Origin of the sequence: Kordia aestuariivivens, assembly GCF_014397005.1 — a bacterium.
In the GTDB taxonomy this organism is placed as follows: Bacteria; Bacteroidota; Bacteroidia; order Flavobacteriales; family Flavobacteriaceae; genus Kordia; species Kordia aestuariivivens.
Map to the genome: position 1 here is coordinate 60,856 of NZ_JACGWS010000011.1, position 25,253 is coordinate 86,108.

At 35.4% G+C, this 25,253-nt stretch carries 17 protein-coding genes; 2 read left to right on the forward strand and 15 right to left on the reverse strand.

Annotated elements, in window-relative coordinates; translation table 11 throughout:
* Positions 1–122: 122 nt before the first annotated feature.
* Positions 123–560 carry a DUF1801 domain-containing protein gene (locus H2O64_RS17080; protein ID WP_187563429.1) on the forward strand — a complete coding sequence of 146 codons (438 nt, stop codon included), beginning with the start codon at positions 123–125 and terminating at the stop codon, positions 558–560.
* Between the two features lie 308 nt (positions 561–868).
* Here H2O64_RS17080 and H2O64_RS17085 read toward each other — a convergent pair whose 3' ends face one another.
* A complete protein-coding gene (locus H2O64_RS17085) occupies positions 869–1,534 on the reverse strand; it encodes an HAD family hydrolase (RefSeq protein WP_187563430.1) in 666 nt (221 codons plus the stop codon).
* 511 nt (positions 1,535–2,045) lie between these two features.
* Here H2O64_RS17085 and upp point away from each other — a divergent pair.
* Positions 2,046–2,702: a uracil phosphoribosyltransferase gene (gene upp, locus H2O64_RS17090; protein WP_187563431.1), complete on the forward strand. Its 657-nt coding sequence runs from the start codon at positions 2,046–2,048 to the stop codon at positions 2,700–2,702.
* 215 nt (positions 2,703–2,917) lie between these two features.
* Here upp and H2O64_RS17095 read toward each other — a convergent pair whose 3' ends face one another.
* The 14 genes from H2O64_RS17095 to H2O64_RS17160 all read right to left on the reverse strand — a co-directional run bounded on the left by H2O64_RS17095 (position 2,918) and on the right by H2O64_RS17160 (position 24,831).
* Entirely contained in the window at positions 2,918–4,873 is a 1,956-nt protein-coding gene (locus H2O64_RS17095) for an endonuclease (RefSeq protein WP_187563432.1), read from the reverse strand.
* Between the two features lie 105 nt (positions 4,874–4,978).
* On the reverse strand, positions 4,979–5,977 hold the full coding sequence (locus tag H2O64_RS17100; protein ID WP_187563433.1) for a LacI family DNA-binding transcriptional regulator: 999 nt from the start codon (positions 5,975–5,977) through the stop codon (positions 4,979–4,981).
* Between the two features lie 99 nt (positions 5,978–6,076).
* Positions 6,077–7,045: a T9SS type A sorting domain-containing protein gene (locus tag H2O64_RS17105; protein WP_187563434.1), complete on the reverse strand. Its 969-nt coding sequence runs from the start codon at positions 7,043–7,045 to the stop codon at positions 6,077–6,079.
* 129 nt (positions 7,046–7,174) lie between these two features.
* Positions 7,175–8,761 carry a T9SS type A sorting domain-containing protein gene (locus H2O64_RS17110; protein WP_187563435.1) on the reverse strand — a complete coding sequence of 529 codons (1,587 nt, stop codon included), beginning with the start codon at positions 8,759–8,761 and terminating at the stop codon, positions 7,175–7,177.
* A gap of 12 nt (positions 8,762–8,773) precedes the next feature.
* Entirely contained in the window at positions 8,774–9,658 is an 885-nt protein-coding gene (locus H2O64_RS17115) for a glycoside hydrolase family 17 protein (protein WP_187563436.1), read from the reverse strand.
* A gap of 13 nt (positions 9,659–9,671) precedes the next feature.
* Complete coding sequence (locus H2O64_RS24085) at positions 9,672–10,580, reverse strand: glycoside hydrolase family 17 protein (RefSeq protein WP_187563437.1); 909 nt, start codon at positions 10,578–10,580, stop codon at positions 9,672–9,674.
* A 24-nt stretch (positions 10,581–10,604) separates the two neighbouring features.
* The gene (locus H2O64_RS24090) at positions 10,605–12,113 is read right to left on the reverse strand and encodes an MFS transporter (RefSeq protein ID WP_187563438.1); all 1,509 of its coding nucleotides are present in this window, start codon (positions 12,111–12,113) and stop codon (positions 10,605–10,607) included.
* A 13-nt stretch (positions 12,114–12,126) separates the two neighbouring features.
* The gene (locus tag H2O64_RS17130) at positions 12,127–13,644 is read right to left on the reverse strand and encodes a glycoside hydrolase family 30 protein (protein WP_187563439.1); all 1,518 of its coding nucleotides are present in this window, start codon (positions 13,642–13,644) and stop codon (positions 12,127–12,129) included.
* Between the two features lie 2 nt (positions 13,645–13,646).
* Positions 13,647–14,933 carry a glycosyl hydrolase family 17 protein gene (locus H2O64_RS17135; RefSeq protein WP_187563440.1) on the reverse strand — a complete coding sequence of 429 codons (1,287 nt, stop codon included), beginning with the start codon at positions 14,931–14,933 and terminating at the stop codon, positions 13,647–13,649.
* A 15-nt stretch (positions 14,934–14,948) separates the two neighbouring features.
* On the reverse strand, positions 14,949–18,410 hold the full coding sequence (locus H2O64_RS17140; RefSeq protein WP_235982913.1) for a hypothetical protein: 3,462 nt from the start codon (positions 18,408–18,410) through the stop codon (positions 14,949–14,951).
* Positions 18,411–18,470: 60 nt separating this feature from the next.
* A complete protein-coding gene (locus H2O64_RS17145) occupies positions 18,471–19,310 on the reverse strand; it encodes a PKD domain-containing protein (RefSeq protein WP_187563441.1) in 840 nt (279 codons plus the stop codon).
* A 13-nt stretch (positions 19,311–19,323) separates the two neighbouring features.
* On the reverse strand, positions 19,324–20,163 hold the full coding sequence (locus H2O64_RS17150; protein ID WP_187563442.1) for a glycoside hydrolase family 16 protein: 840 nt from the start codon (positions 20,161–20,163) through the stop codon (positions 19,324–19,326).
* Between the two features lie 21 nt (positions 20,164–20,184).
* A complete protein-coding gene (locus H2O64_RS17155) occupies positions 20,185–21,651 on the reverse strand; it encodes a CIA30 family protein (protein WP_187563443.1) in 1,467 nt (488 codons plus the stop codon).
* 6 nt (positions 21,652–21,657) lie between these two features.
* The gene (locus H2O64_RS17160; RefSeq protein WP_187563444.1) at positions 21,658–24,831 is read right to left on the reverse strand and encodes a glycoside hydrolase family 2 TIM barrel-domain containing protein; all 3,174 of its coding nucleotides are present in this window, start codon (positions 24,829–24,831) and stop codon (positions 21,658–21,660) included.
* Positions 24,832–25,253 lie beyond the last annotated feature (422 nt).

A 25,253-nucleotide genomic window follows, 5' to 3' on the forward strand; every position in this document is an offset into this window, starting at 1 on the left:
ACTGTGAACAAATTTTAGGTTTGTAAAATTTTGGTAAAAATTGAAGTCTGGTTAATTATATCAATTTTATGAATCGTCCATGCTGTGAGATTTTATATCTTTAGGCAAAACCCTTTGATTTTATGCAACCAACAAGAATACTTCATCCCGATTTTGAAACGTTTCTATACTTGAAAGATCAAGATTGTATTGATTTGTTTATCGATTTGAGGAATTATGTGTTGGAATTGTATCCTGATGCAAACGAACTTGTGTATCATACACATGCGTTGACAGCTGTTTTCTCGATTTCTGAGAAACTTTCAGATGCGTTTTGCATGATTCCGATATATACAAAACATCTGAATTTTGGCTTTAATAAAGGAACACTTTTACACGATCCGAAAGAGTTGTTGCAAGGAACAGGAAAGTTGATTCGTCACATACCAGTTTCAAAAATTGCTGATTATAGAAATGTAAATGTAGAGAATTTACTGAAATCTGCTATTGAACTCGCTGTTTCAGATCTTAAAAAACCTTCAAAAATACTAGGAACGACTATTTCTAAGATTAAAAAGTAATAGGTAGGTATGTTTTTTTAATTAAGTGAAATAAAAAAGCGGGCAAAACCCGCTTTGATATGATTGTTTAATGATGATCAATTCCACAACAATTTGTAAATGCACATAAAGTAGGTGATGTGTTACCTCCTTTTACTTCATGTATTTTCAAATTTGAAACAATTGTTTTCTTTAATTCTAATGATGTAAGATTTCTTTTTTTCATAATATAAATGTTTGATTATTACGAAATATAGATAAATAATATATGACCTATTTACGGGAACACCGTAATTCATAGATAAATATTATTTTTAGTAACTTCACTCCTATTTTCCCTTAAATATCGCTTGCATTTTATCATGCTGAATTTCTGAGAAATCTGAAATGACATGATTCGCTATGGAATAATCTTGATTTTTAGAATGTACACTATCATATCCAACACAGAAAATTTTGGCTGCATTTGCCGCTTTGATTCCGTTGGTAGAATCTTCAATCACCATACACTGAGAACGTTCGTAACCTGTTGAGAATGCTGCTTTTTCAAAGATTTCCGGATGCGGTTTGGATTGTTGTAAATCGGCTCCGCTAAATTTTTCAATGAAGTATTGATTTAAGTCGAATCGATCAAAAATATTGTTAATCGTCATCATGGATGCCGAAGAAGCCAAAACTAATTTTAATTCTCTTTCGTGATATTCTTTGATGATGTCCAATACGCCATCTATCAATTGCAAACTAGGATCGTTTGCAAATATGTGTTTAAAGTGTTTTCGCTTGAGCTGAACCAAGGTTTCTGGCGTTTCTGTTACACCAAAATGATCACACAAACGTTTGCAAATATTTAAAGTAGATTGTCCTGTAAATGATTGATATAACTCAGGTGTAACCTCAATTTCTACATCATCAAACATTAGGTGATAGGCTTTATGGTGTAATGGTTCTGTGTCCACTATTACGCCATCCATATCAAATAAAACTCCTTTTAACATTGCTTATTTTTTGGCGAATATACTAAAAGTGATTTGATAATTAATATCCATTAATGTGAGTTAGATATAACTTCTACAAAATAAAATTTTTTATATTTTCTTTTACTTTGCTCGCACAAAGAATACTGAATCAAGTTCAGCACAGGCTTCAACAAAAGAAAGTGCGCTTTTTAGTTCATGCATTTACACTTTAAATTAATGTATTCATGAATCTTCGATTTCCAGAGGTGTTTTTAGCTTTCTCTTCGGAAAGCTAAAATCGCAATCATTTTACTAAATTTTAGTTCACACTTTTCTATTTTATTAAATAGGAGTTCATGAATCTTCGATTTCTCCAAGGCTTCGAAAATTCTTAACGTAAAATGATTGCTACACTGCGGAAAAAGAGTCAGTCGCATATAATTTTATATCGAGTTCAGGTTATAATAGTATTTGAAAGTTATCGTTTCACGATTCAAATATGTGTTCCCAATTGAAAAATTAGTAATTTTGCAGCATCAAACCATATTTTATGATTATTCACGATTTTACGACACAGTCGTCTTTAATGAATCAGTTTATAGCTGAGTTACGCGATGTTACAATTCAAAAAGATTCAATGCGCTTTCGCCGAAATATTGAGCGTGTAGGAGAAATTTTAAGCTATGAATGTAGCAAAATATTAGCAAATACTATTGAAATCGTAGAAACGCCATTAGGAACGAAAGAAATGACCGTACCTGTGAAAGATGTGGTGATTTGTTCTATTCTTCGTGCTGGTTTGCCATTACATCAAGGAGTTTTGAATTATTTTGATACTGCAGAGAATGCTTTTGTTTCTGCATATCGCGATCATATTGATGATCAAGACGAATTTGAAATTGTTGTAAATTATATGGCTACACCTTCGTTGGAAGGAAAAACATTGTTATTGGTTGATCCGATGTTGGCAACAGGACGCACCATGAAAAGTGTGTATGATGTTTTACTACAACAAGGAACACCAAAAAATATTCACATTGTTTCTGTGTTAGGTTCTACACAAGGAGTTGAGTATGTACAAGAACATTTCCCAGCAAATACACATTTATGGATTGCCGCAGTTGATGACCAATTGAACAGTCGCGGATATATTATTCCTGGCTTGGGCGATGCTGGTGATTTGGCGTATGGGACGAAGCGGAGTTAGACTTCTTGGACTTAATTAGACTTCTTGGAATTGCTTGGACTTGCTTTGCTCTTAGATTGTTGGACTTACTTGGACTTTGTTAGACTTAGAAACGTCATGCTGAACTTGATTCAGCATCTTATTATATGTTTTAGTAATTTACCAGCACAAGTTACAAACTTGCGCTAGCTATATCTAATCATCAAAAAGCGAAGCGCATCTAAAAATCTGATAATCTAGTTGATTACTATCTTTTTTGTGAGTGTTTTTCCGTTAGATATTATTTTTGAAAGATAGATTCCGCTTGTTAGGTTTAGTGGAATTGTGACCGTTCCCGAGAATTGACTCGTCAATAGTTTTCTTCCGTCTAACGCATAAATTTCTAGCGTAGCATCTTCTTCAATTCCGAGAATGGTAATGTGATTTTTTGCCGGATTCGGATAGATTTTTACTGTGTTTGCAGTGAATTCTTCCGTAGATAATGGTTGTGTCCACGCCACAGCTGTTAGATTTCCCCAAATATGTTCTACTAATTCTGGATGATCTATGAATGGATTTCTGTTGAATTGCCACGTATAGACTACATTGTTACGATTCATTTCATAATCATCTGGCGGATCGTTTCTGTGCCAATCTAATATGGTTGCTAAATCGCCTAATTGCCCTAGTACCGCAGGAAAACCGTTTTCAATAGATAATCCGTTGTAACGAACTGCTAAGAATAATACACTTCGAGCTACATCGCCACGAAAGCTTCCCGCTGTTCCTGTTGGTCCAACATATTGTCCGTAATGTTGATTTCCTCTGGAACTATTTTCTGGTCCGTCACTCGCGCGTAATGCATGTGCGTCTGAGTATCCATGACGTAATGAATCGGGTCTTGTGACCCAAAATACATCTCTTCCATCAGCAATACCATCTTCTTCTATGCTTCCATACCCTGCTAATGATTGTGGGAATGTATGCTCTCTGTTCCAAGCACCTGTACTGTTTGAACCGCTTTGCACATCTAGCTTTGCACGACCTTGCTCCGTATATACCAACCAAACCTGATTGCTGTTTGCTGGGTTTTGATCAGCTTCTTTCAGTATGTCAATTACATCTGCGTACGTTTGCGCTCGCACAGTCATAAAATCTGCAATAATGGCTTGCATAGCATCTTGTAAAGGACCAGCCGTTAAGCCATCCATAGTATTATAATAACCGTTTGGTGCAGTACTTGCAACCGTTCCATATGTTGGATTTAGTGGTGTACCAAAAGGTGCTACTGTAAAATCATTATCAACAGCACGCACTAAAAAATCATTGTTTAGAATGATGTATTCTATTGAAAAGTTATCTACTAGATTTATGATTAATTCTTCATCACCTTCATCCGCAGTATCATCAATCAATGTAATTGGTACGGTTACTGAAGTTTGTCCCATTGGAATAGTCGCCGTTGTTGCTCCTGTATAGTCAGCAATATCAAACGTTCCGTTATCCAATGAAAATGTTAAGTCTAAGTTTGATAAAACTGGCGTTTCCGTAGTGAATTCTATGTTGAATGTTTCACCTTCTGTATATTGATCGTTTACAACATTTATTGCAATTCCATTCAGAATAATTCCACTTCCATCGTTGAGTTGTCTGGGTGTAGGCGTTGCTACAAAGTAACTTCCGTCTGTTTCACTTCGTTGAATTGAGTTTGTATTGTTGTTTCCACCTTCACTAATTTGTGTCGTTAAGCCTAATAAGGCAAGTAGTCCAACATCATCCGCTTCTCCTGTGTCATATACGATAGCATCTACTAAATCTGTGGTGGTTGCTTGTGTTCCTTGCGGAAAATCAGATGCGTCAGCTTGATAGATTGCTACAGCATCAGCTCCATTTTGTATGGTGTTTGCACCAATGATTAGTTGTGGAATTGGTGAAACTGTACTACTTCCTATTAATAGTAATCCATTAACATCTGTCGTTTGTCCGTCTAAGTCTAATGCAAAATAACTACTATCATTTCCAGAGCTAGAACCATTAAATAATACCAAAACATAGCCATCTAGTGTGAAGTTTGGTACAGAAGATTTTAGTTCAATGAATTCTCCAGTATCTGTTCCTGGAGTATCACAATCAATTTCATTGATCACAACTGTTTGACTTACTACAAATTGACTCATCAATAGTAGTAAGAATAAGGGAAATGTATGTTTCATTATTCTACTTTTGGCAAAAGTACAATAATCCCATTATCTTTTGAGTGCTTCTAGATATATTTTATTGTGAAGATCTTCACATGCTATCAACATGAGGTTTGGCTTTTAAACACTGGTTTCGCCAATTGTAATGGTTGTATTCAGCACAATATCATTTACCGGAACGTTTTCAAGTTTTGATTCTAAACGAAGTAATAATGCTTTGGCTGTTTGCCTGCCAATTTCTTCTGGATGTTGATCTATGGATGTGATTTTTGGGTACGAAAGTTCGTTTTGTGCTGCATTTACATAACCAATTAGCGATATTTCGTTTGAGTATGTCAACCCTTGTTTTTGAATCGCACTGTTACAAAGCAATGTTGCATTGATATCTGCCGAAATTAGTCCATCGATCTTACCTTCTTTTAAGGATTCTTGAAGTGTTAATTGTAATTCGCTTAATTCTTCATAAGCAATTACTATTGGATTTTTTGCTTTTGATAGATATCCATCTTCGCGCAAGCGTCCAACTATTAATGTAGGTATGGAAGATACAAAGGCAATGTTTTTACACTTTTTTTCTTCAAGATATTCATACGCACTGACTATACTGTCATAATCGTTTACATGTACCACATCAAAACCAAGTGGTTGCATCGGAATACGATCAAACAAGACTAAAGGAATTCCTTTTTGTTTGATGTCAATGATATGATCAAATGTTTTCTTTTTGTTGGTTTCTTCCGCTATACAGATAAGAATTCCATCTACATTTCCTCGTGAAAAATGATCCAGACATTCTTTTTCTTTTTCAAGGCTTTCATTGCTGAAAAATGTAATGATATTGTATTTTGAAGTACTAACAATTTCATCAATTCCTTTTAAAACAGAGGCAAAAAACGGATTTTCAATGTTTGGTATAATTACACCAATTTGCATGGTTTCTTGCTTTTGCAAACGAACAGCAATAGGATTTGGCGAATAACCTCTTAATTTCGCCAGATTCTTGACACGTTCTTTGGTTTGTGCACTTATTTCTTCACTATCATTCAATGATTTAGAAACCGTAGACACAGATATGTTTAATTCTTTTGCAAGGGACTTTAAAGAAACTACGTTTTTCATTGATTGATTTTTATGTTGTTAGTATGAATAGTTATTGTGAAGTAAAAAAAGTGTGCTTATGCATTATAAACACACTATTTTACTGTAAACAATTCTATTTTAATTTTTTACTAATTTGATACTACTTTGTCCTTTATCTGATTGAATGTTAGCAAAATAGATTCCTTTTTGTAACGTTCCACCATCAATAGAAACTGTAGACGCGTTTGGTGTTAATGTCAGTACTTGTTTTCCAGAAATGTCATATACACGAACCGAAGTGATTGTTGTGTTGTTTGTTGCAACATTCCAAGCATCGTTTGTTGGGTTTGGATATGCAATAAAGTTAGCTGCTGAAACTACTTCATTTGTACTTAAAGTAATACTTCCTCCTGCTCCCCAAACATAACTTCTAGATTCATCTCCTAAGACGTTGACAAATCTGTTTGTAAATCCACCATTGGTTATTGTTCCTGCAGCGTCTGGCATAAAATTTTCTTGATCAGCCCAATCATCAACTGAGAACTTAAATTCATGTGAGTTTTCTGTCATTGATATTGTTGTTGACCACATTCCGCTCCCTATATCTACCATAGGATTCGCTGTTCCACTCCATCCATTAAAAGCTCCACTGACGTGTACAGTTGTAAAAGCTCCTGCATATCCTGACATATCTACTATAAAAGTAGTATTGTATGGGCCAGCATTACCATCATCATAACATGTGCTAAATGAAGGTGTGTCTAAAGTTTGATTTGCACCATTGACAGCCAAATATCTATTTGTAAATCCACCGTCAGTAACGGTACATGCTTCTCCTTGTATTAAGTTATCTTGTCCTGCCCAATCATCATGAGAAAATTTGTATTGATATTCTCCATCAGCAAGGCTAATGGTAGCTGACCAAATTCCGCCACCCATGTCTACCATAGGATTCGCAGTTCCACTCCATCCATTAAGTTCTCCACTTACATAGACGGTTGTAAAAGAAGTTCCATAAGAACTCATGTCAACACTAAATGTAATGTCGTTCTGAGCAGTCATCATTAAACTTGTCAATACTGCAATAAAAAAGTAAAGTTTTTTCATACTTTGATGTTTAAATTAAAAATATTTAGGGTTTATACATATAAAGTATCAAATATATTGTTTTTTTTATAAAAAAAGTGCGTCTATACTGGTTATAGACACACTTTTTTAATGAATTTTTACAGTTATTTAGTTTTTCACTAATTTGATACTGCTTTGCCCTTTATCAGATTGAATTTTAGCAAAGTACACTCCTCTTTGTAATGATGAAGCATCGATAGAAACTTCAGAAGCATTTGGAGCTAATGTCATTACTTGTCTTCCTGCAATATCATATACTTGTATAGCATTGATAATTACATTATCAGCTACTACATTCCAAGAATCCTTTGTTGGGTTTGGATACGTTTTAAACGTTGAAGCAGTAAACTCTTCTGTACTTAAAATGTTATTATGGAAATAAATATTATCTACATATACAACACCTAAGTTAGATGTAATTAAAAATTGAGCTAAATCATCTCTTGTTAAGTTGTTTGAGAAGCTTGTTGCTATTTCAACATCAATAGAAACCCACGTACCAGTTGCTAAAGGTGGTGTTGTTCCTCCGTTAATGTTTAATTCCATAGCAGAAACTTCACTAGATGTTCCGCCCCATTGAGAGAATTTAGAGTTGAATACTTTCCCTACTAAATCTGGGTTATCTGTCCAGAAATCCATGTGAAAATGTGACATTGTTGATGCATCAATTCTGTTATTTGTAAACTCAACCCCGATAAAGTTTGTAAACGTAATTTTTTTGATATCATCACCAAAAGCAACTACATCTTCAGAAACAGAATCGTCAAAAGAAGCATTCCAAGTTTCAATTGTAGTGTTTGTATATGCATTACTAAATAAAGAAATAACATTTTGTGGTGCTCTAGCTGGTGGTGTTGGTGCTGCCGAAGTTGGTCCAGCAGTTATAAATGAAACTGTATATGTTTCAGTAACAGATCCATTTTGTGAAACTACAACTACTGTTGCATCACCTGGAACTGCAGGAGCTTGGTTTATAGTTACACTTGTAGCGGCAGGATCAGTTGGTGTTGCTGCAGTAATTTGCGGCACTACTGTTGTTCCCGGAGCTAATTCAACAGTATAACTAGTGATTCCTGAAGCAAAAGTTGCTAATGGAGTACTGTCAATTTCTAATGAAGCTAAACTAGCATCAGAACCTGCTGCAGTTGGGTTTTTCCAAAAGTAGATATTATCTAAGTAAATATCAACAGGTACCGTACTTCCTGGTCCATTCGCTGCGAACTTCATTTGAAATACACTATCCCAAGTCATTCCAGTAAAAGCTGACTTTGGAATGTCTACACTTGTCCAAGTACCTGATGTGTATGCAATTGAAACTAATGTTTCACCTGCTCCAGATCCGTTGTTAATAGGACTTACTTGAATGTCCGTAGCTCCTGGACTTGCTGCTGTCCAGATATCAATATGCAAAAATTCCATTTGAGAAGCATCTTGTGTTGCAATCTCAGTTCCCTGGTAGTTAAAGTTTGGATATGCTAATAAGAATTGTCCTGTTCCTGGGTCGTACGCTGCGTTTACTTGCGTGTGCCCTGATTGTCCCCAGTTAGGGTCATGGTTCGTTGTAACAGATGTATATGTGTCACCATATATAGATATTACATCCACTGCAGCATTTGTAGGTGCTGCTGGATTTGTAGTTGGTTGCGCATACATTATAGATGCGAACAACAGAAATAAATACGTAATTTTCTTCATAATAGTTTCTATTTAAAATTTGAATTGTTCATGTTTGTCCCAAAGTCCCCAATAAGCGCCAACATCACCTTCATTTCCTACTTTCCATGATTCATCGAAAGATGAGAAATAGAAGATTTCAATGTCTTCTTCTCTTGACCATTTTTGAGTGTTTATAAAATATTTAATTGCATTTGTGTCTGATGGAAACGCGCCTTCTAAGCTTGTTCCTTTGTTTGGCCAACCCGTTTCGGTAATGATTACTTTTTTACCTTTTCCGGCTTTTGCTGCTCTGTTGTACATGTCCTTCATATACAACAACGAGTAATCTTGATCGCAACCTTCCCAAAAAGGATAACAGTTTGCTAAGATTACATCACAAGCTTCCGTAATTGCTGGACGTTCTGTAAATTCATAATACGCATCTACATATCCTACAGGAATTCCTTTGAGTTGCTTTTTGGTATCATAAATAAACTTAAGTAATTCTTCTTCGGTTAAATCACCTCGATACATTACTTCATTTCCTACCGCAGCTATGTCAACATATCCTTGATCTGCAAGTTCTATTAAACCTTGTACTTCAGCTTCATTGATTTCTGGATCGTTTCCTAACCAAGCACCAACTAAGGTTTTCATACCCAGTTCTTTGGCGATTTTAGGAATGAATTCATTTCCTTCTGTACATGAAAATGAACGTACCCAATTGGTATACGGCTGAATGATTTCTAAACGACGTCTTACTTGCGCTTCAGAAAGTGTTGCACCCGGCTCTTGTCCTTCTTCATAAGGACTAAAGCACAATCCGTGCATTCCTGCTTTAAGCGTTTTTTGCCATAGCTTTTTTAGATCGTCAAAGGATTCTCCTTCAAAATCTAAGGCTGCAAGTGCAAAAAATTTTTCTTTACGTAAAGACATGTTTAGTTATCGATTAAAATTTTAATTTTTCATGTTTATCCCAAAGTCCCCAATATGCGCCAACATCTCCTTCATCTCCTGTTTTCCATGATTCATCAAATGATGAGAAATAGAAAATTTCGACGTTGTCTTTGTCTGCCCACACTTGAGAATTGATAAAGTATTTCATGGCGTTTATCTCTGAAGATTCTGCTCCTCTTAGACTTCCACCTTCACTAGGCCAACCCGTTTCGGTAATGATTACTTTTTTTCCTTGCGCTGCATGTGATGCTTGTCCAAACATTTGCTGCATGTGCGCTAATGATCCATCGATGTGACAACCTTCCCAATATGGATAACAATTGCTCAAGATTACGTCACTAATTTCTACAAGTTCAGGATGTACTGAAAATTCATAGTACGCATCTACATACCCTACTTCAACATCTGGCAACGCTTCTTTTACTCTTTTAATATAGTCAAGTAATTCTTGTAAAGTTAAATCATTTCTATATAATACTTCATTACCAACTGCTGCAATGTCTACAAGACCTTCTTTTCCTAATTGTATTAAGCCTTCTATTTCTTTCTCATTGTCTTCTTTGTTATCTCCTAACCAAGCACCTACCAATGTTTTCATTCCGTGCTTTTTTGCTATTCGCGGAATGTGCTCGTTTCCTTCGATACAAGAAAAAGAACGTACCCATTTTGAATATGGTTTTAAAATTTTTATTCTTCTTTCTACTTGCTCTTCACTTATGGTATCGCCGGGTTCTTGTCCATCTTCGTACATGCTAAAACAAATCCCGTGCATTCCTTTTTTTAGCGAAGCTCGCCAAAGTTTTTTTAATTCTTCAATGGAATATTTTTCAAAATCTATTCCTGAATGTGTTGTAAAATTTACACCTTGGTATAAATGATAATCTTCGTCTCTATATGACATTGTTAATTGGTATTCTTTATTAATTTATATTTCTCCTCTTCGTTTTACTAATTCTTCTTTTATTTCTCTAGCTCTTTTTTCATCTAAACTATATGACCACATAATCCATATTGCTATTCCAGCAGTTACAGACGGAATGATAATATCTGCAATTCGCAGTTGTGTCATTGTTTCAACTGTTTGTGTAACATTGTCTTGATTGAATCCAACTATTTTCAAGACTAGTCCACCTAAAACTAATGCTAGTGCTTGCCCTAATTTTACCATCCACCAATAGATTGCTCCAAAGGTTCCTTCTTTACGCGGCATTCCGTTTTCTAATTCATCTAAATCACAGACATCGGCTGTCATACTCATCATTAGTGTAAATAATCCTCCTAATCCAAATGCAATAAATGGCACTGGCATAAATAATAGGAAAGGATTTTCTGGATCAAAAGCCCACCATTTAAGGATGTAACCGATGATTGAAATTACTGTTGAATATATAAATGCTTTTCGTTTTCCCCATTTGTTCGCCATCCATGAGATGATTGGTATTACTGCAAACGCAGTTACTATTGCTGTTACTGTAGAAAACCAAGCTGGCCAATTCCCTGCCGCTTCATAGCTACCATTATACATGTGAAATACAATAATGAAGAAACTAAATGATGCTACTAATTGGAAACCATTAAATACTAAAAACGTTGCTCCACAAAGCTTTACGAAAGGCTTACTTTTTGAAACTTCTTTTATTCCAGCCCAAAGATCTGCTAGATTAGAAAACATTGTTTTGAAACTAATTTTCTTTCTATTTTTCATGTGAGAGGAATCTATTCCCTTGCAGAAAAACGCTGGTAATACTCCTAAAACAATACAAATAGCTGCAACAATGATAGATAGTTTACGTACTCCGTTTGCTTGTAACGCTTGAAGTGTTGCTTTTGCTGTTTCTTCCTCTGTTAAGCCTAGTTCTGCTATACCTCTTAATTCTTCTGCTCCTAAAGGCAGTATATCTGGCGAAGCAATAATTACCCAAAACCATGGCACAATCATCCAAGCAATTTGTCCCATCATTTGTGAAAACGCCATTAAACGTGTTCGTTCATTATAATCTGATGTCATTTCATATCCTAAACCAATCAATGGTGTGGCGAACATCGTATTCCCTATTAGGAAAATCATCGATAGAATTAGAAAATACCAAAAGTTATAATTTTGTGAGCTTTCAGGATCTAATTGCCATAGTATAGCAAATAAGATTCCACTTAGTATGGCTCCAACAAATATGTAAGGTCTTCTTCGTCCCCATCTAGAATCTGTATTGTCAGAGATAAAACCCATTATTGGATCTGTAAGCGCATCAAAGATACGTGGAAGACCACCTAATAATCCTGCCAAAAAGGGATCCATCCCAAAAGCAGTTAGAAGGAAGAACATAAATATTGCAAGAGAACCTGGTAATAGGTTCAATACTAAATGACCTGCTCCAAAGGATAGCTTTTGTCCAAATGGAACTTTACCTCTAGCTGTAGATTGTATGTCTGACATATTTTATTTGGTTTTAGTTGGTAATTACGATGGTTTGAATCGCTTGTGGGTTAATTGATATATTTTTTATTTTTTCACCTAGTTTAAGTGAAAAGTGTTTTTCTGTTTTTCCTTCATTAAATACAACTACAGCGATGCTTCCATCAGGATTTTTCGCTGCTGTCACCATGAGTTCTTTGTCAGTTTTGTTTGCATCAATTACTTTTGCTCCAGGACGAATGTACTTGCTAAAGTGCGCCATTGTGTAATATAATGGCGTCATGTATACTTCATCTGCATCAGGATCAACGATAACAGGCGCTACACACCAGTTTTTAAACCAGTTTGGTCCACCTTGTCTGTCTAAGACCATATTCCAGTCTACCCAACCATCAACCCAATTGTTTAAACAACCGATGATATCTCGCGCATAGCGATTTACAGGGGCATATTTTGGGTGTAAGTGTTTGTCTTCTTCTGAAGCCCAATCCCAACCCCAATCGGTTGCTTCTTTTTTCCAATACCAAGCATCATCTTTCCATACAGGTACTTGTGAGTCTACACAACCTTCTGTTTCTATTAGGTATTTGTCTGGAGCTTTGTTGTGTCCGTATTGTAATGCTTCTGGGAAGAAATCATAGGTGCTTTCATACCAGTGAATCGCTATTCCGTCATAGTATTTTGAAGAGGCTTCATCTTTGTACATTTCGTCAACCCATTCTTTGATACCTGCGCGGTTTTGATCGTATCCTAAGATTTTCACATCTCCTTTTCCATCAGCTTCTAATTTTGGTCCTAAATGGTTTTGAACTAAATCTGTCATTTCTTTCGGCGAAAAGTGCATACTTTCCCAGTTATTCCCGTTTCCGTGTGGTTCGTTTACAACTGTTATTCCCCAAATATCAATACCTTCTGCTTTGTATGCATCTATATATTTTGAGAAAAATAATGAATAGGCATCATTGTATTTTGGTAATAATTTTCCACCAACCCATTCTTTGTTGTCTTTCATCCAAGGCGGCGCAGTCCAAGGAGAAGCAATGATTTTGAATCCGTCTTCAGAGGCTTTCATTGCATCTTTTATCATCGGGATTAAGTCATCTTGATCTTCTTGAATGGAAAAATGTTCCATCGTCATATCGTCTGCAACTGGTGCATACGTATAGTTACTTAATGAAAAATCACAAGAACTAATGTGTGTTCGTGTGAGTGAATAGCGCGCGCCATCGTTTCCAAAGTACGCTTGAATGATTTTATTTCTGTTTTCTTTACTCAGTTTATTTAATAAGTAAGCAGATGATTCTGTAAATGAACCTCCAAAACCAGTAATGGTTTGGTATTCTTTTTCGGGAGAAAGCACAATTTCAGAAGGATTTATAAGCGTATCCTGTTCTGCCGTTTTAAATTCAGTAAGTTGCGTCAGTTTGTTTCCGCTTTCTGAAGTTTCAAATACGTCTGCTTTCAATTTCAATTGTGTAGGTTTTTCTGTTTTACATGCTGCTATTGTGATGATTGATAGCATTAAAAAACTGTATGTTTTTATATTTTTCATGGTTAGTGGTTTACAGCTAGTTTTTTTATAGGTGGTAATTGTACTTCCAGCAATAAAGAGTCTTTGTCTCCATTGTATGTTTTAACAATTGGTTTTCCATTTCTAGATAAGCCTTTGAATATACCTTTGTCTACTAAATCCCAAAGTGCATATTTTGCTTTTCCATCAATGGTAAATAATCCAAAGTGATTTTCAGAACCGCCCGGATTGCGTGCATCTTTCCATATTTCATCGAATGCTTCAAAGTAGAAACATGACATGTTTGCTTCAGTTGTCCATTCGCGGATGTGTTTGTAATACAATGCTTCTTTATATTCGTCTGTTGCTTTGCTTCCTTTATTTCCGTAATGTCCGTTAGAAAATGTTGCCCAACCTGTTTCACCAATGTGAATTGGCTTGTCAACTCCTAAACTTTTCATGTAGTTATAGACACTATCGTATTGAGATATTGCATATTTTTTAGCTCTCAACATTGCATCGTCAATTTTTTGAAGACTCGATTTTGTTTTGCCTTCTTCTATTCCCCAAAAAACTGGATGGTAATGTGTATCGTGCATTGGATACGTATGCATAGAAATGAAGTCTACTGCTTTTATCAACTTATTTAAGTCTTCTACATGATATACGGTATCGCCACCGCCCCAAGAAGCAAAGTTGTCCGAACTTGTAATCCACACATCTTTTGATAGTTTTCCTTCTTCTTTGAGGTCTTGCAAATGGTTTACCCATTTTAGGATTACATTAGGTTGTACATAGTAACTAGCCGCCCATTTTACCATTGCTTCGTTTCCGACAGCTACTATTTTTACGATATCTGGATATTGATTCGCCAATGCGACAGCTCTTGCGATTTCGTCAGCATTTAGCTCACTTTCCTGATTGTGATCAGGAATATGTTCTGTCCAAGCATTTTTACAATCAATCCATGCACCTAACATCACATACATCTCAAAGTTTGCGTCTTCGTTTTTCAATTCCCGAATTGCTTTTAAAATGTTAGCTGCTTGTGGTAATTGTACGTTGTATGTACGTAATACTCGAATATCCATCGCATGGAGAATCTTCATATCTTCTTTTAGCTCTGCAATAGTTGGCTGTATGTCACGTAATGTATCACGGTAACCTCCATACGAGATGGCTAAATAGTTTTTGTTTCCTAATATATCTTTAGCAGTCACTTCTTTCTGTGTTAATGGTTCGGATGATTCTTTCTTTTTTTGTGAATTTTCACAAGACACCATTAATAGCGTTACCAATAGTAGTTTCGATATGTGTTTTAGTGTGCTCATGGTACTTTTTAAATGTTACTTTAAATGACTTGTTTTAATATTCACATTGATTTGAATCACTTCGCCTTCGCGATCAAATACTTTTTGACTTGTTTCTGCGTCTAAGCTTAATTTTTCAAATGCTTTGGTATGTCCATCTTTTAAATGAACTGTTAAAGCGTATTCGTCTGAAATTGTATATACTATGGGTACTTGACAGTACGTAAATGCCAACGAACCTTTTTGTACAGGAATTTGTTTTTCTTCTTTCGCAATGTTTATATAGTTGAATGGACGATCTTTTAGTAAGAATTCATCTTGACGCAATAAACATGGATCGAAATAGAGTTTTCCTTCCGTTACAAATACACCTAGTTCACCAAAACGGCTTAAGATGTCTTCTTTTACTTGTCCTGTCATTCCAGGTTGTTGTGCACCTTTTCCTGCTGGCGTATGCGAATACGGATCCGTTGGAAAAGCACCGTATAGTGACGGTGATTTATGCACTCCGATTCCTTCGTTGATTTCGTAATAGTGTTCTAATAATCGACCAACAACTTCATCGCTTTCATCTTCACGAATTGCTTTTAGACAACATTCTAATACTGCTAATTGCAGTTTTGACACCATGTGCCAATAGATAGAACCTAATCCTTCGTATCCGTAAAACGTTCCTGAACGTCCTGTAAATTCTTTGTGATTGAATACTTCTTCAAATATGTCTAAAACTTGTGTCGCATCAGATGTAACTAAATCGCTGTATGAAGTGTCCGCTAATCCGTCTAAAGCAATTTTTAAATCGCCTGCATTTTTAAAGTTTCCATTGAAATGATAGTCACCATTTACATCTTTCTTAATGATTTTGCCATTTCCATCAGCTACTAATTGTTGTAATAGCGTTGATGCCGCTACCGCTGAAGCTGAAATTGTATTACGTTCAATAAACCCTTTTAATTCTTTATTCGGATAGAGTACATAACTGTATTGATCTGGGCGGAATAGTTTGCTGCTTTTTAAACTATCAAGCACTTCTAATGCTTCTTTCGATGAGATATAGCCTGAACTTAATACCGCAACTTGTCCTTCTAACATTTCGTTTAAGTACGAAATAGAAACATCTCCATTGTCTTCAACAGTCATTAGGTTGTAAGCGTGATAGAGATTGTCTTCGCGTTTGTTGGCTTCAATTGCATGCTCTAGGTATGCTAAACTTGTTTCCACAAATGCTTTGATTTCGCTGATAGAAATATCTGTTTTTCTTCCTGAAAATGCTTCGTTATAGATTTTTTCTCTGTAATCACTTCCTGCGTTTCCTAAACCATCTAAAACATGTTTACGCTCCGTGTTGTTTATTTTTCCTGCAAGTAAGTCTTTGTGTATTGTAAATGTGTTTGAAACTTTGTGGAAAAATTCAGCTAATTCCGTAGAGATTTCAACCGTTTCTGTGTTCGATTGTGCAAATACACCGTCGAAAAACTTCAAGAAACGTCTCAAGTAATATAACGTTACCATTGAAACTCCGTTTCCAACTAATGCGTTGTTTGCGTCATTCCATTCTGGACGTTGTGTGTTCATCCAAATTCCACCTTCGGGAATAAAGTTAGATAGTTTAGCTAGCGTTGTTGCTAGTATTTTTTCAATGAAGTTTACTTTGATAATAAATCTGTTTTCATCGCGTAGTAACGCTCCATCAGCGCCTAATTCTTCACGTTGATCACGAATTTTAAGATCTAACGCTTCGTCAAACTCTATCGTATCTTTTGGGTTTTTTAGTAAATCTTGATACTTTTTTATTTTGTAAGGAACATTTGCATACACAAATAATTCTTTGCTAAAGAAACTTTCCAGTTTTCCTGGTTTGTGACTTTCTATAATTTCTAAAAACTTCTGTAAGTAAATAATTTGGTGATCGCCCCAATATCCAATGTACGACCAAGGATCGTCTGGCTCAATTGTTTCCCAATCAAAACCACCTTTTGTTACACGGTATGGATTGTACCCATCAAACGTAGTTGCGTTTAAGAATTTATGAATCATACTTTCGATAAATTCAGGATACGAATGTGCTAATGCTTCCCAGTTTTGGAAGATATCGCGCCAGTTTCCTTCGTAATCAAGAATTTTAGAACCATCTATTTCACTTCGTGTATTGATCGAAAATTTATTCCAAGGACGACTTGGATCTCCGTGACGACGACTGAATTTTAATGGCATGTATTCTAAACATAAACGTCTAAAGTTTTTGTCTGTACTTTGGTATGCAAGGTCTTGAAGTAGTGAAAAAGCAAATTCTTCTGGCAATCCGTCAACAACTTCTTTGTTGTTAATGGCAACTTTTTTGTTTGCTTTTGCTAGATAGTTTTTGAAATCCCACTTTTCTATTTGATAGTTGTTATCAAAGATTCCTCCACGCATAATGTTGAATAACGTGTTTGAGAAATGACGTGTATCTCTAAATTTATCCGCAGATAGTTGCAATCCGTCAGAAGCTGCATTTAGTTGAATCAACTTTTTTGTTCCAACGTCGATGCTTTCCTGTATTTTTTGCGCTAAGTCTGGATCGTTTTTTATGTTGTTTGATAAGCTTGCAATATCAACATGATCTTGATTTACATTCGCAACCGTGATCCAATCTTTACTTTCGGAAGCATTTAAGCTTACTTCTGCATTGATAAAGTACGCTCCTTTTTCTGCTTTTACATCTGTTTCTTGATGAATAGGATGACGCTTACGGAATGATTTTAGTTGTAATGATGATAGTAAGTATTGTGCATTATCAAATCCTAATGACCAAACTACATTTGCTTTTAACGCTTCGCTTGGTTCTGCTTTGTCAACAATAATCGCGCTTAACGCATAGATTCCTAAGCCTGTACTTTCTTCAAGTTCAGTACGTTTGTAAGCATCCACCAAGTTGCTACTTGCGTTTTGCAAGTCAGATCCAACACCATACGGCAGAATATTTTGAATTCCATCTAAAACAGTAATGCTTACTGTTTCTTGTGAATTGTTAGTGAGTTGTGATTTTTTTACAAATCCGTAATTCTCACTTGAATTCCATTGGTAGCGAAACGTAAGTTCTAAATCGTGATTGATTTCTTCGAACATTACTTTGTTTCCGTAATTGTTTTTGTACAAGTTACGTGTCACTTCATACATACCTTCAAAACGTTCAGAGAACGGTTCCCATAAGTGATTTTTGTTGTTTTTCGTGATTTGAAAAATAGATTTACTTCCAGTAATATCAGCAGATTCTGTGATTTTATCATCTGTGTAGTATGGAAATAAAGAAAATTCTGAATTTTTACGTCCTGCGGTTAATCCGCCATTACTGGAAATAAACATCCAATGGTTTGAATCACTTACGATACTCATGAAAAATGGTCGTATGGTATCGCTATTGGAAATTTTATAAAATTGTTCGTTGTCTATTTTGACGGTATCTATTTGAGACATATGAGCTAAAATATCTTGATCTGGTGTTGCTTGGTTAATCATTATTGTCATTTTTTACTTCCGTAGAAGTAGCGGCTATTATAATGTATTTCGTTCTAATTTTTATTCTTGGGTGATATCATCAAAATAATAAATGTCACCGTCGCATGGAGTATTTCTTTCAAAATAGATAATCATACTTTTAAAAGTTCCAGAATTAACATTTGTAAAATCAAAACTAAGTTCTTGCCATGCTCCAACTTGTGTTATGGTTGCTATTCTTTCTTGGAAAGGATTTACATTTGGAAAAGGCATAAATTCTAATCTTAGCGTAACATCTGTAACTTGATTTTCTGCTAAAACTTTCATTTTAAAAGTTTTATTAGTCATTGTTGCAAAATCTAATGAAGTTGGAAGTTCTTTACCTACTCCAGACCAAACTTCACAACCATTTGCCTTTTCGTAGACTTGTACATTACAACTACTGTTTACAGCATCTAATACTGGATTTGTTACAATGGCACCACCAATATTTCCGAATGGATCAAAAGTTGCATCATCATTTGTATTTAAAAAAGTCCAGTTTAAATCCCCGTTTGCAGGATCTATATTTTCATCCGTTTCGTCAGTACATCCATCAATTATGAATGTCTCTTGAAAAGTACTAGAGTCGCCGTTGTCATTGTATGCTGTAAGGCTTACTGTATACGTCCCATTATCATACCGGTTTACAGGACTCGTCAATATAGAAGTAGTTCCATCACCAAGATCCCATAAATAAGATGTGGCATTGTTAGAAACATTGATAAATGAAATTGTTTTAGAATCTATTTCTTTTACAAATTTAGCTTCTAATCCTATAAGTGTTACTCCACTTTCATTGTCATCTTCACAAGAGGTAAAGATTGTTAGTGAGAATACTACTAGAGAAAGTAGGGTTATTTTATGTTTTAAAAATTTCATGTCTTTGTTTTTTTTAGTTATAAACTCTTATATAGTCAACAAACATTCTTTGTGGGAAAACGGTATTTGCATCTGGACTACCAGGCAAGTTACCTCCAACTGCTACGTTCATAATAATATAGAAAGAGCTATCAAATACCCATGTACCTTGACCATTAGTTTCTTCTGTAATGGTTTCTGGTGTAATACTTTGGTATAAGACATCATCTACATAATAGTTAATTTGATTTGGACTCCATTCTATACCAAAAACATGAAAGCTTGTATCAAATCTATCATTTGTAAGTTGATATTCTTTTGAGATGGATTCTGCACCAGAATAATTAGGTCCATGTACACTACCTAAAACAATTGTAGGCTGGTCTCCTAGATATTCCATGACATCAATTTCTCCACATGCTGGCCAAGGATTCTGATCACAATCATTTCCTAACAACCAAAATGCTGGCCATAAACCTTTTCCTTGAGGCAAACGAATTCGTGCTTCAAAACGACCGTACTGTTGCTCAAATAATCCTTGAGTTTTTATTCTAGCAGAAGTGTAACCTCCAGAGTTACTTTCGCGAGCCGTAATAACTAAAAGTCCATTTTGAACCTCTACATTTTCAGAATTGCTTGTATACACTTGCAACTCATTATTACCCCAACCTGCTGGTAAACCTTGTTGTGTTCCATCACCTAAATCATACGTCCATAAGCTAGCGTCTGGCGTACCATCAATATCAAACTCGTCTGACATCACTAAATTATTTAGAGTAGCGACAGTTTGGGTTTCATCTGCATCACAACTAACAAAAGTAAAACTTGAAATAATCGTTAATGCTAGAATACTATTTTTAATTATCTTTTTCATATTTTGAAATTTTATGAATTCTTAATAGAAATATATGTTATCGATTAAAAATGATGCTCCGTTTGAAGAAACAAAAACAAGGTAACCGATATTACCTAAATTAGGAGAACCAGCACCGCCTCCACCCGTAGGTAAAGTAAATGAACTTAAAGGGATATCTATACCAACCCATTGTCCTTGGATTAATTGACTGCTGACATTAAATCCACCAGCGCTTCCATCACCAAAACCATTGTCAGTATCATCAGGGCCAAAATCGATTAATTCCATTACAAGTGCAGAACCAGCAGCGCTTGTTAACTGAACATCTATATGAACCATTGTTTCACCTGTTACATTCACAGTTCCATTCCATCCCATTCCAATAAAATCTATTCCTTCATAGCGCACATGACTATTCCCTGCAAAAGATTGTACGGCAATATTCTGAGTATTAGAACCTGCAAAAACTCCTGGATCAAATCCATCAACTCCAGTGTAAGAATCACTGTAGATAGAAGTAACATCGGCTTGTGCTTGCGTTGGGTCTGGAGCATTCACAAATGCACCTGTAGAAGTTATTTCTAAAGATCCATTAGCTTCTTCATTTCCTATTCTTGCTGTAATAGTTGCAACACCTGCGCCAATCACAGTTACATCACCACTATCAGTCACAGTAGCAACAGTTGTATCAGATGATGAAAAATCGAAATAAGCTTTTGCTGCTTTGACAGATACATTCTGTCCGTTTCCTCGGTTGAAAGTAGCTCCTAAGCCATCTATTGTTTGTGTATATCCTGTAAAATTATCAATTTCTACATCTTGACCATTTAGCATAAATGGGAATAGTAAGTCTACAGTACCTAGGTTTTCAAATCTTAATTCATCTATCCAAAACGTGTATCCAATATTATCACTAAATGAGCTTGCATCGGCAAAATCATCATTTCCTAAGGCATCGAAAGATCCTGCTGAAAATAAGAACATACCTCTTTCCTGAACTAATTTAGAAGCATCAGGTATTGGAATGACATACTTTTTCCAACCGGTTGCTAATTGGATTACTGTTGAAACTGGATATGTATCAGTTTCGAAATCTGTACCAAAACCAACTTCTATACTTCCAGTAAGCGTTCCTTTTGCCCAAAAAGTTAAAGCATCGTAGCCAGATAAATCTCTACCTTCGCCTCGATCTTTAAAAATTCCACCAATAAAATTACCATCTGGATCACTTGGACTCGGTACATCAATTCTTATTGATGATGTTCCTTCATAAGCCACGTTTTCATCAGTTCCAAAACCTTCAGTGTTAGCACCAACGGCAGGATCAAAAGATGTAAAGAATTCATCTGTAAGTCCTACTGGTGCATCCGTAAATATATCTGGTGTATTAGGGAATGTTGCTTCTATAGCATCATCCGATATGTCTCTTTCACAACTTACAGTCATGGCAATTACCAAACTCGCAAGTAGTGCTTTTTTTATGTATGTTAATTTTTTCGTTTGCATAGCTTTTTATTTTCCGATGTTGATGTGTATGTATGTTCTTATTTCCCATTCCGTACCATTATCAAATCCTACTGGACTTAATACTGGTGCGTTTGAAAATTCATTAGCTGTCGCATTTGGAGCGTATCTTGGTGAAAATTCATTCATTGTACGCCAAGTTCCACGAATTCCGACTGTTGTACTTGGTAAAATAAACCAATCTGGTTTTCCAAGTGTTGTAGATATATCTAACATTAACTGTGTTGGATATGTTAAGTTGAAATCTCTGTGGTAATCAAATGGTCCCCAATCGTTAATTTTTACATGTGATACTACTTTAATGTTGTTGTAAATCATTCTTATATCTCCACCAAATCGTTTGATTAAACGATCGTCATCACCGTTTGCTTGTGCATTTCCGTAGTAGAAGTTTCCAATGATTCCTAATTCTGGAGAAATCTTAGATACGATACGAGAGTTTATTTCCCATAAGTCTTCTGCGGCAACAGTATTTGGAAAGGCAAAGAATGTACGATTTGCATTGAAACCAATATGTGCATCTTGTGTTGTTGGTAAATGACGGAATACAAATCCTAAGTTTGCAGCAAATTTTGCATCTTCTGCTCTGTCATTATTCCACTCATACATCCAAGTTCCTGGTGTTGGATCGAATGTGATTAATAATTCACCCGCAGTTGTTTCTCGGTTTCCACCTCTAACAGCAAAAGGATCATCAATAACATTACGTAATCTACCTGGACCTGTAACATCAGTTGGCATTGCATCTACAAGTGGTTTTTGCCACATAAAGTTTGGTGCTATTTGAAAGTCTCCAAATGTGTATGTGAAACCAGTTAAGATGTTTGACATGTTACCACTTCCAGAGTCTCTTAATCTCCATCCTGTGAATGTTTGTGTTTGATCAGCACCACCATTGGCAACTAATCCCATGATACTACCTTGTGCATACCAATTAAATCTTCCACCTTGGTAGGTGATTTTTGCTTTCGCTCCCCAATTGTCACTAGATTTTATTTTGTCATTTACAACTGTGTAGTTTCCTGAAGTTCCTCTAACATCTTGATAAGAACTACCGTTTAATGGATTTCCTGCCCATATAGCTCCAAGTGTCAATCCGAATTTACCAAAATCACGTTCAATAGCAAGTGTAGCTCTTTCTGTTGGCCACGCTGGTATCACACCACTTCGAACTTGATTTGGATCTAGTTCACGACGTCCAGTTTGATCGAATGTAATATCAGTTTCAAGATCTCTGTGATAGATACCTGTAATATCCCACCCTTTTACATTTCTTGAATATTTTAATAACATTGTTGGATTTGCTCCCCACCAAAGTTGTGGACCAAATGCAGCTTTTGCACCTTTAAAGGCTCCTTTACCATCTACTTCGATTCCTAAAATTTCACCTCCATAGATGTCTAAGTTTGGACCATAGTTTGCTTCTGGATATAATCCGAAGATATCACCTTCATAACCCCAATGGTAATGACCAGTTCTGTAAAAACCTCTTAAATCAAAATCTTTAGCATTCCATTCAAATTCAGCGTTGTATACATTTACACGATTTACATCACCGAGTATTACTTCTCCATTATCAGAATTAACAGAAACATTACGTCCTCTGTTTTCATAGAAAATTTCATCAATTGGATTCTCAGCAACTCTACCAATAACATTGAAGTTCACATTTGCTCTCATGTTTGGCGAAGGATTTCCTTCAATACCAATAAAATACGATTGCATATGATCAAAACCTAGTTGATTTGGAAAACTGTCACCGTTAGGATCCGCATTGTCTGGTGTTGTAATGAGGCTTCCACCTGTATTGAATGTTGTGAACTCAGCTCTTAACTGACTAATACGTATTTGTTGACTTCCGCCACCACTCAAGGCAGCTTTATCTCCTCTTGCTCTTAGGACTGCATCCATGATTTGAATATTGTCAAAGTGATTTGATATAAACTCAGCATTTGTACCAGGAGCATACGGATTTAATTGATGTGCTTCTTGTAAAGCGTAATATGCAGCACGAGGATATAATGTATATAAACCTCTAGCATTGGTTGGTCCTTTTGCACAGATACCAAACCACTCTTCATTCATGTTGTTATCAGTTCCTTTTACTTGATCTCTAGAGTATCCTCCATTTGGCCAAACAGCAACATTATCATGAACATCTAAATTTTTTGTTTGTAAATATTTCCACCAACCGTCAGAGAATTGAAAAGTAAATCCTCCTAATGAGTTTCCAGCTTTTCCTAAACCAGCAGCATTTGCATATATTTCTTTCCAGTTTCCTAGATTGTAATAAGCTTGTGAATATTGATCTTCTTCATTGTCTCTTGCATTAAAAGCATCAGCTCCAAATTCTGCAAATAAGACAGGCATATCTAATTCATCCTTAATTCGTTGAAAAGCATCTCCAAATGAAATACCTCTATACATATTTGTACCGTAGATATCAACATCTTTACATTCTTCTTTTACTAAGTCTATATATAATAAATCTCCATTACAGATTGCAACAGGAACCGATTTGTCAATTTTCTTAACTTCTATTGTTGCATCATTGACAGCTTTGTATAAAGCACGGGCAGATTGTATTTTGTTTGAATCAATACCTTCTATTGGAATGGCTTCTGTTTCTGCTCCTGTCCATGACAAGTGATAGTTATTTTCATTTCCTATCATATATAATAATAGTCCTGGCGTACCTTTATAGGTATTTGCCATTTCTATAGCTTCTGCCATTAAAACTTTTCGCGTAGCAGGATCAGCATAATCTGTTTGTGGTGTCCAAGCACCATTTATCGTAAGTCCGTATGCTCCAAATGTTATATTTAACATTGTGTAGATCCCATAATTTTCATAGATGTATGTAATCCATTTAGGTTTTAAACCATATGTACGAATTGCATTTACGCCCATGTTTTTTAATAGAGACATTTCAGCATCTAATGCTGACATAATTACTTCGTCAGATCTATTCCAGATTCCTGGATCAGTAATTGTAGAACCAATAGGCACATAATCCCAGTTCATACCATTAATGATGAAATCTTTTCCGTTTACTACTAATTTCATTCCCTGACTGTCTTTTTTAACAGTCACGCTATTTGTTTGAGAAAACATCGTCGTTGTTAAAAAAATCAGTGCTAACGTTAGAAAGGTTTTTTTCATTGTTGATTAGTTTATTGCAATGTTAACATTTGGTAAATTGGTTATGAAAACACAGCAAGATTTGTTTGTTACTAAAACTATATATAATTATTGCGAAATTCTCAAAAAGAATTACAACAAAAAACATACACCGTAATAAAAACAAGTGTTTATTGTGAATTATTTAATTTGAATCCGTTGGTTTTAAAGGATTCGCAATGATATTATTTTTTAAATATTTTTTAAATATACCAGCTGTTTTACAGCTATTTCGTTAGATGTTGTGGTAATGTTGTAGTTGTTGTGGTGTGTCTTGTGTATTTTTAATATCCACTATGCTAACAATATAGGTGATTTTGAGGGTAAATACTATAATTTACGACATCGATGTCGTTCTTTTAATCTAAGATTGCTTGGTTAATTTGATTGACTTTTCATTAGCG

What these genes read in the sequence shown, in the direction of transcription:
- H2O64_RS17080 (WP_187563429.1), top strand. Translation starts at nt 123, where the DNA reads ATGCAACCAACAAGAATACTTCATCCCGATTTTGAAACGTTTCTATAC.
- H2O64_RS17085 (WP_187563430.1), bottom strand. Translation starts at nt 1,534, where the DNA reads ATGTTAAAAGGAGTTTTATTTGATATGGATGGCGTAATAGTGGACACA.
- upp (WP_187563431.1), top strand. Translation starts at nt 2,046, where the DNA reads ATGATTATTCACGATTTTACGACACAGTCGTCTTTAATGAATCAGTTT.
- H2O64_RS17095 (WP_187563432.1), bottom strand. Translation starts at nt 4,873, where the DNA reads ATGAAACATACATTTCCCTTATTCTTACTACTATTGATGAGTCAATTT.
- H2O64_RS17100 (WP_187563433.1), bottom strand. Translation starts at nt 5,977, where the DNA reads ATGAAAAACGTAGTTTCTTTAAAGTCCCTTGCAAAAGAATTAAACATA.
- H2O64_RS17105 (WP_187563434.1), bottom strand. Translation starts at nt 7,045, where the DNA reads ATGAAAAAACTTTACTTTTTTATTGCAGTATTGACAAGTTTAATGATG.
- H2O64_RS17110 (WP_187563435.1), bottom strand. Translation starts at nt 8,761, where the DNA reads ATGAAGAAAATTACGTATTTATTTCTGTTGTTCGCATCTATAATGTAT.
- H2O64_RS17115 (WP_187563436.1), bottom strand. Translation starts at nt 9,658, where the DNA reads ATGTCTTTACGTAAAGAAAAATTTTTTGCACTTGCAGCCTTAGATTTT.
- H2O64_RS24085 (WP_187563437.1), bottom strand. Translation starts at nt 10,580, where the DNA reads ATGTCATATAGAGACGAAGATTATCATTTATACCAAGGTGTAAATTTT.
- H2O64_RS24090 (WP_187563438.1), bottom strand. Translation starts at nt 12,113, where the DNA reads ATGTCAGACATACAATCTACAGCTAGAGGTAAAGTTCCATTTGGACAA.
- H2O64_RS17130 (WP_187563439.1), bottom strand. Translation starts at nt 13,644, where the DNA reads ATGAAAAATATAAAAACATACAGTTTTTTAATGCTATCAATCATCACA.
- H2O64_RS17135 (WP_187563440.1), bottom strand. Translation starts at nt 14,933, where the DNA reads ATGAGCACACTAAAACACATATCGAAACTACTATTGGTAACGCTATTA.
- H2O64_RS17140 (WP_235982913.1), bottom strand. Translation starts at nt 18,410, where the DNA reads ATGATTAACCAAGCAACACCAGATCAAGATATTTTAGCTCATATGTCT.
- H2O64_RS17145 (WP_187563441.1), bottom strand. Translation starts at nt 19,310, where the DNA reads ATGAAATTTTTAAAACATAAAATAACCCTACTTTCTCTAGTAGTATTC.
- H2O64_RS17150 (WP_187563442.1), bottom strand. Translation starts at nt 20,163, where the DNA reads ATGAAAAAGATAATTAAAAATAGTATTCTAGCATTAACGATTATTTCA.
- H2O64_RS17155 (WP_187563443.1), bottom strand. Translation starts at nt 21,651, where the DNA reads ATGCAAACGAAAAAATTAACATACATAAAAAAAGCACTACTTGCGAGT.
- H2O64_RS17160 (WP_187563444.1), bottom strand. Translation starts at nt 24,831, where the DNA reads ATGAAAAAAACCTTTCTAACGTTAGCACTGATTTTTTTAACAACGACG.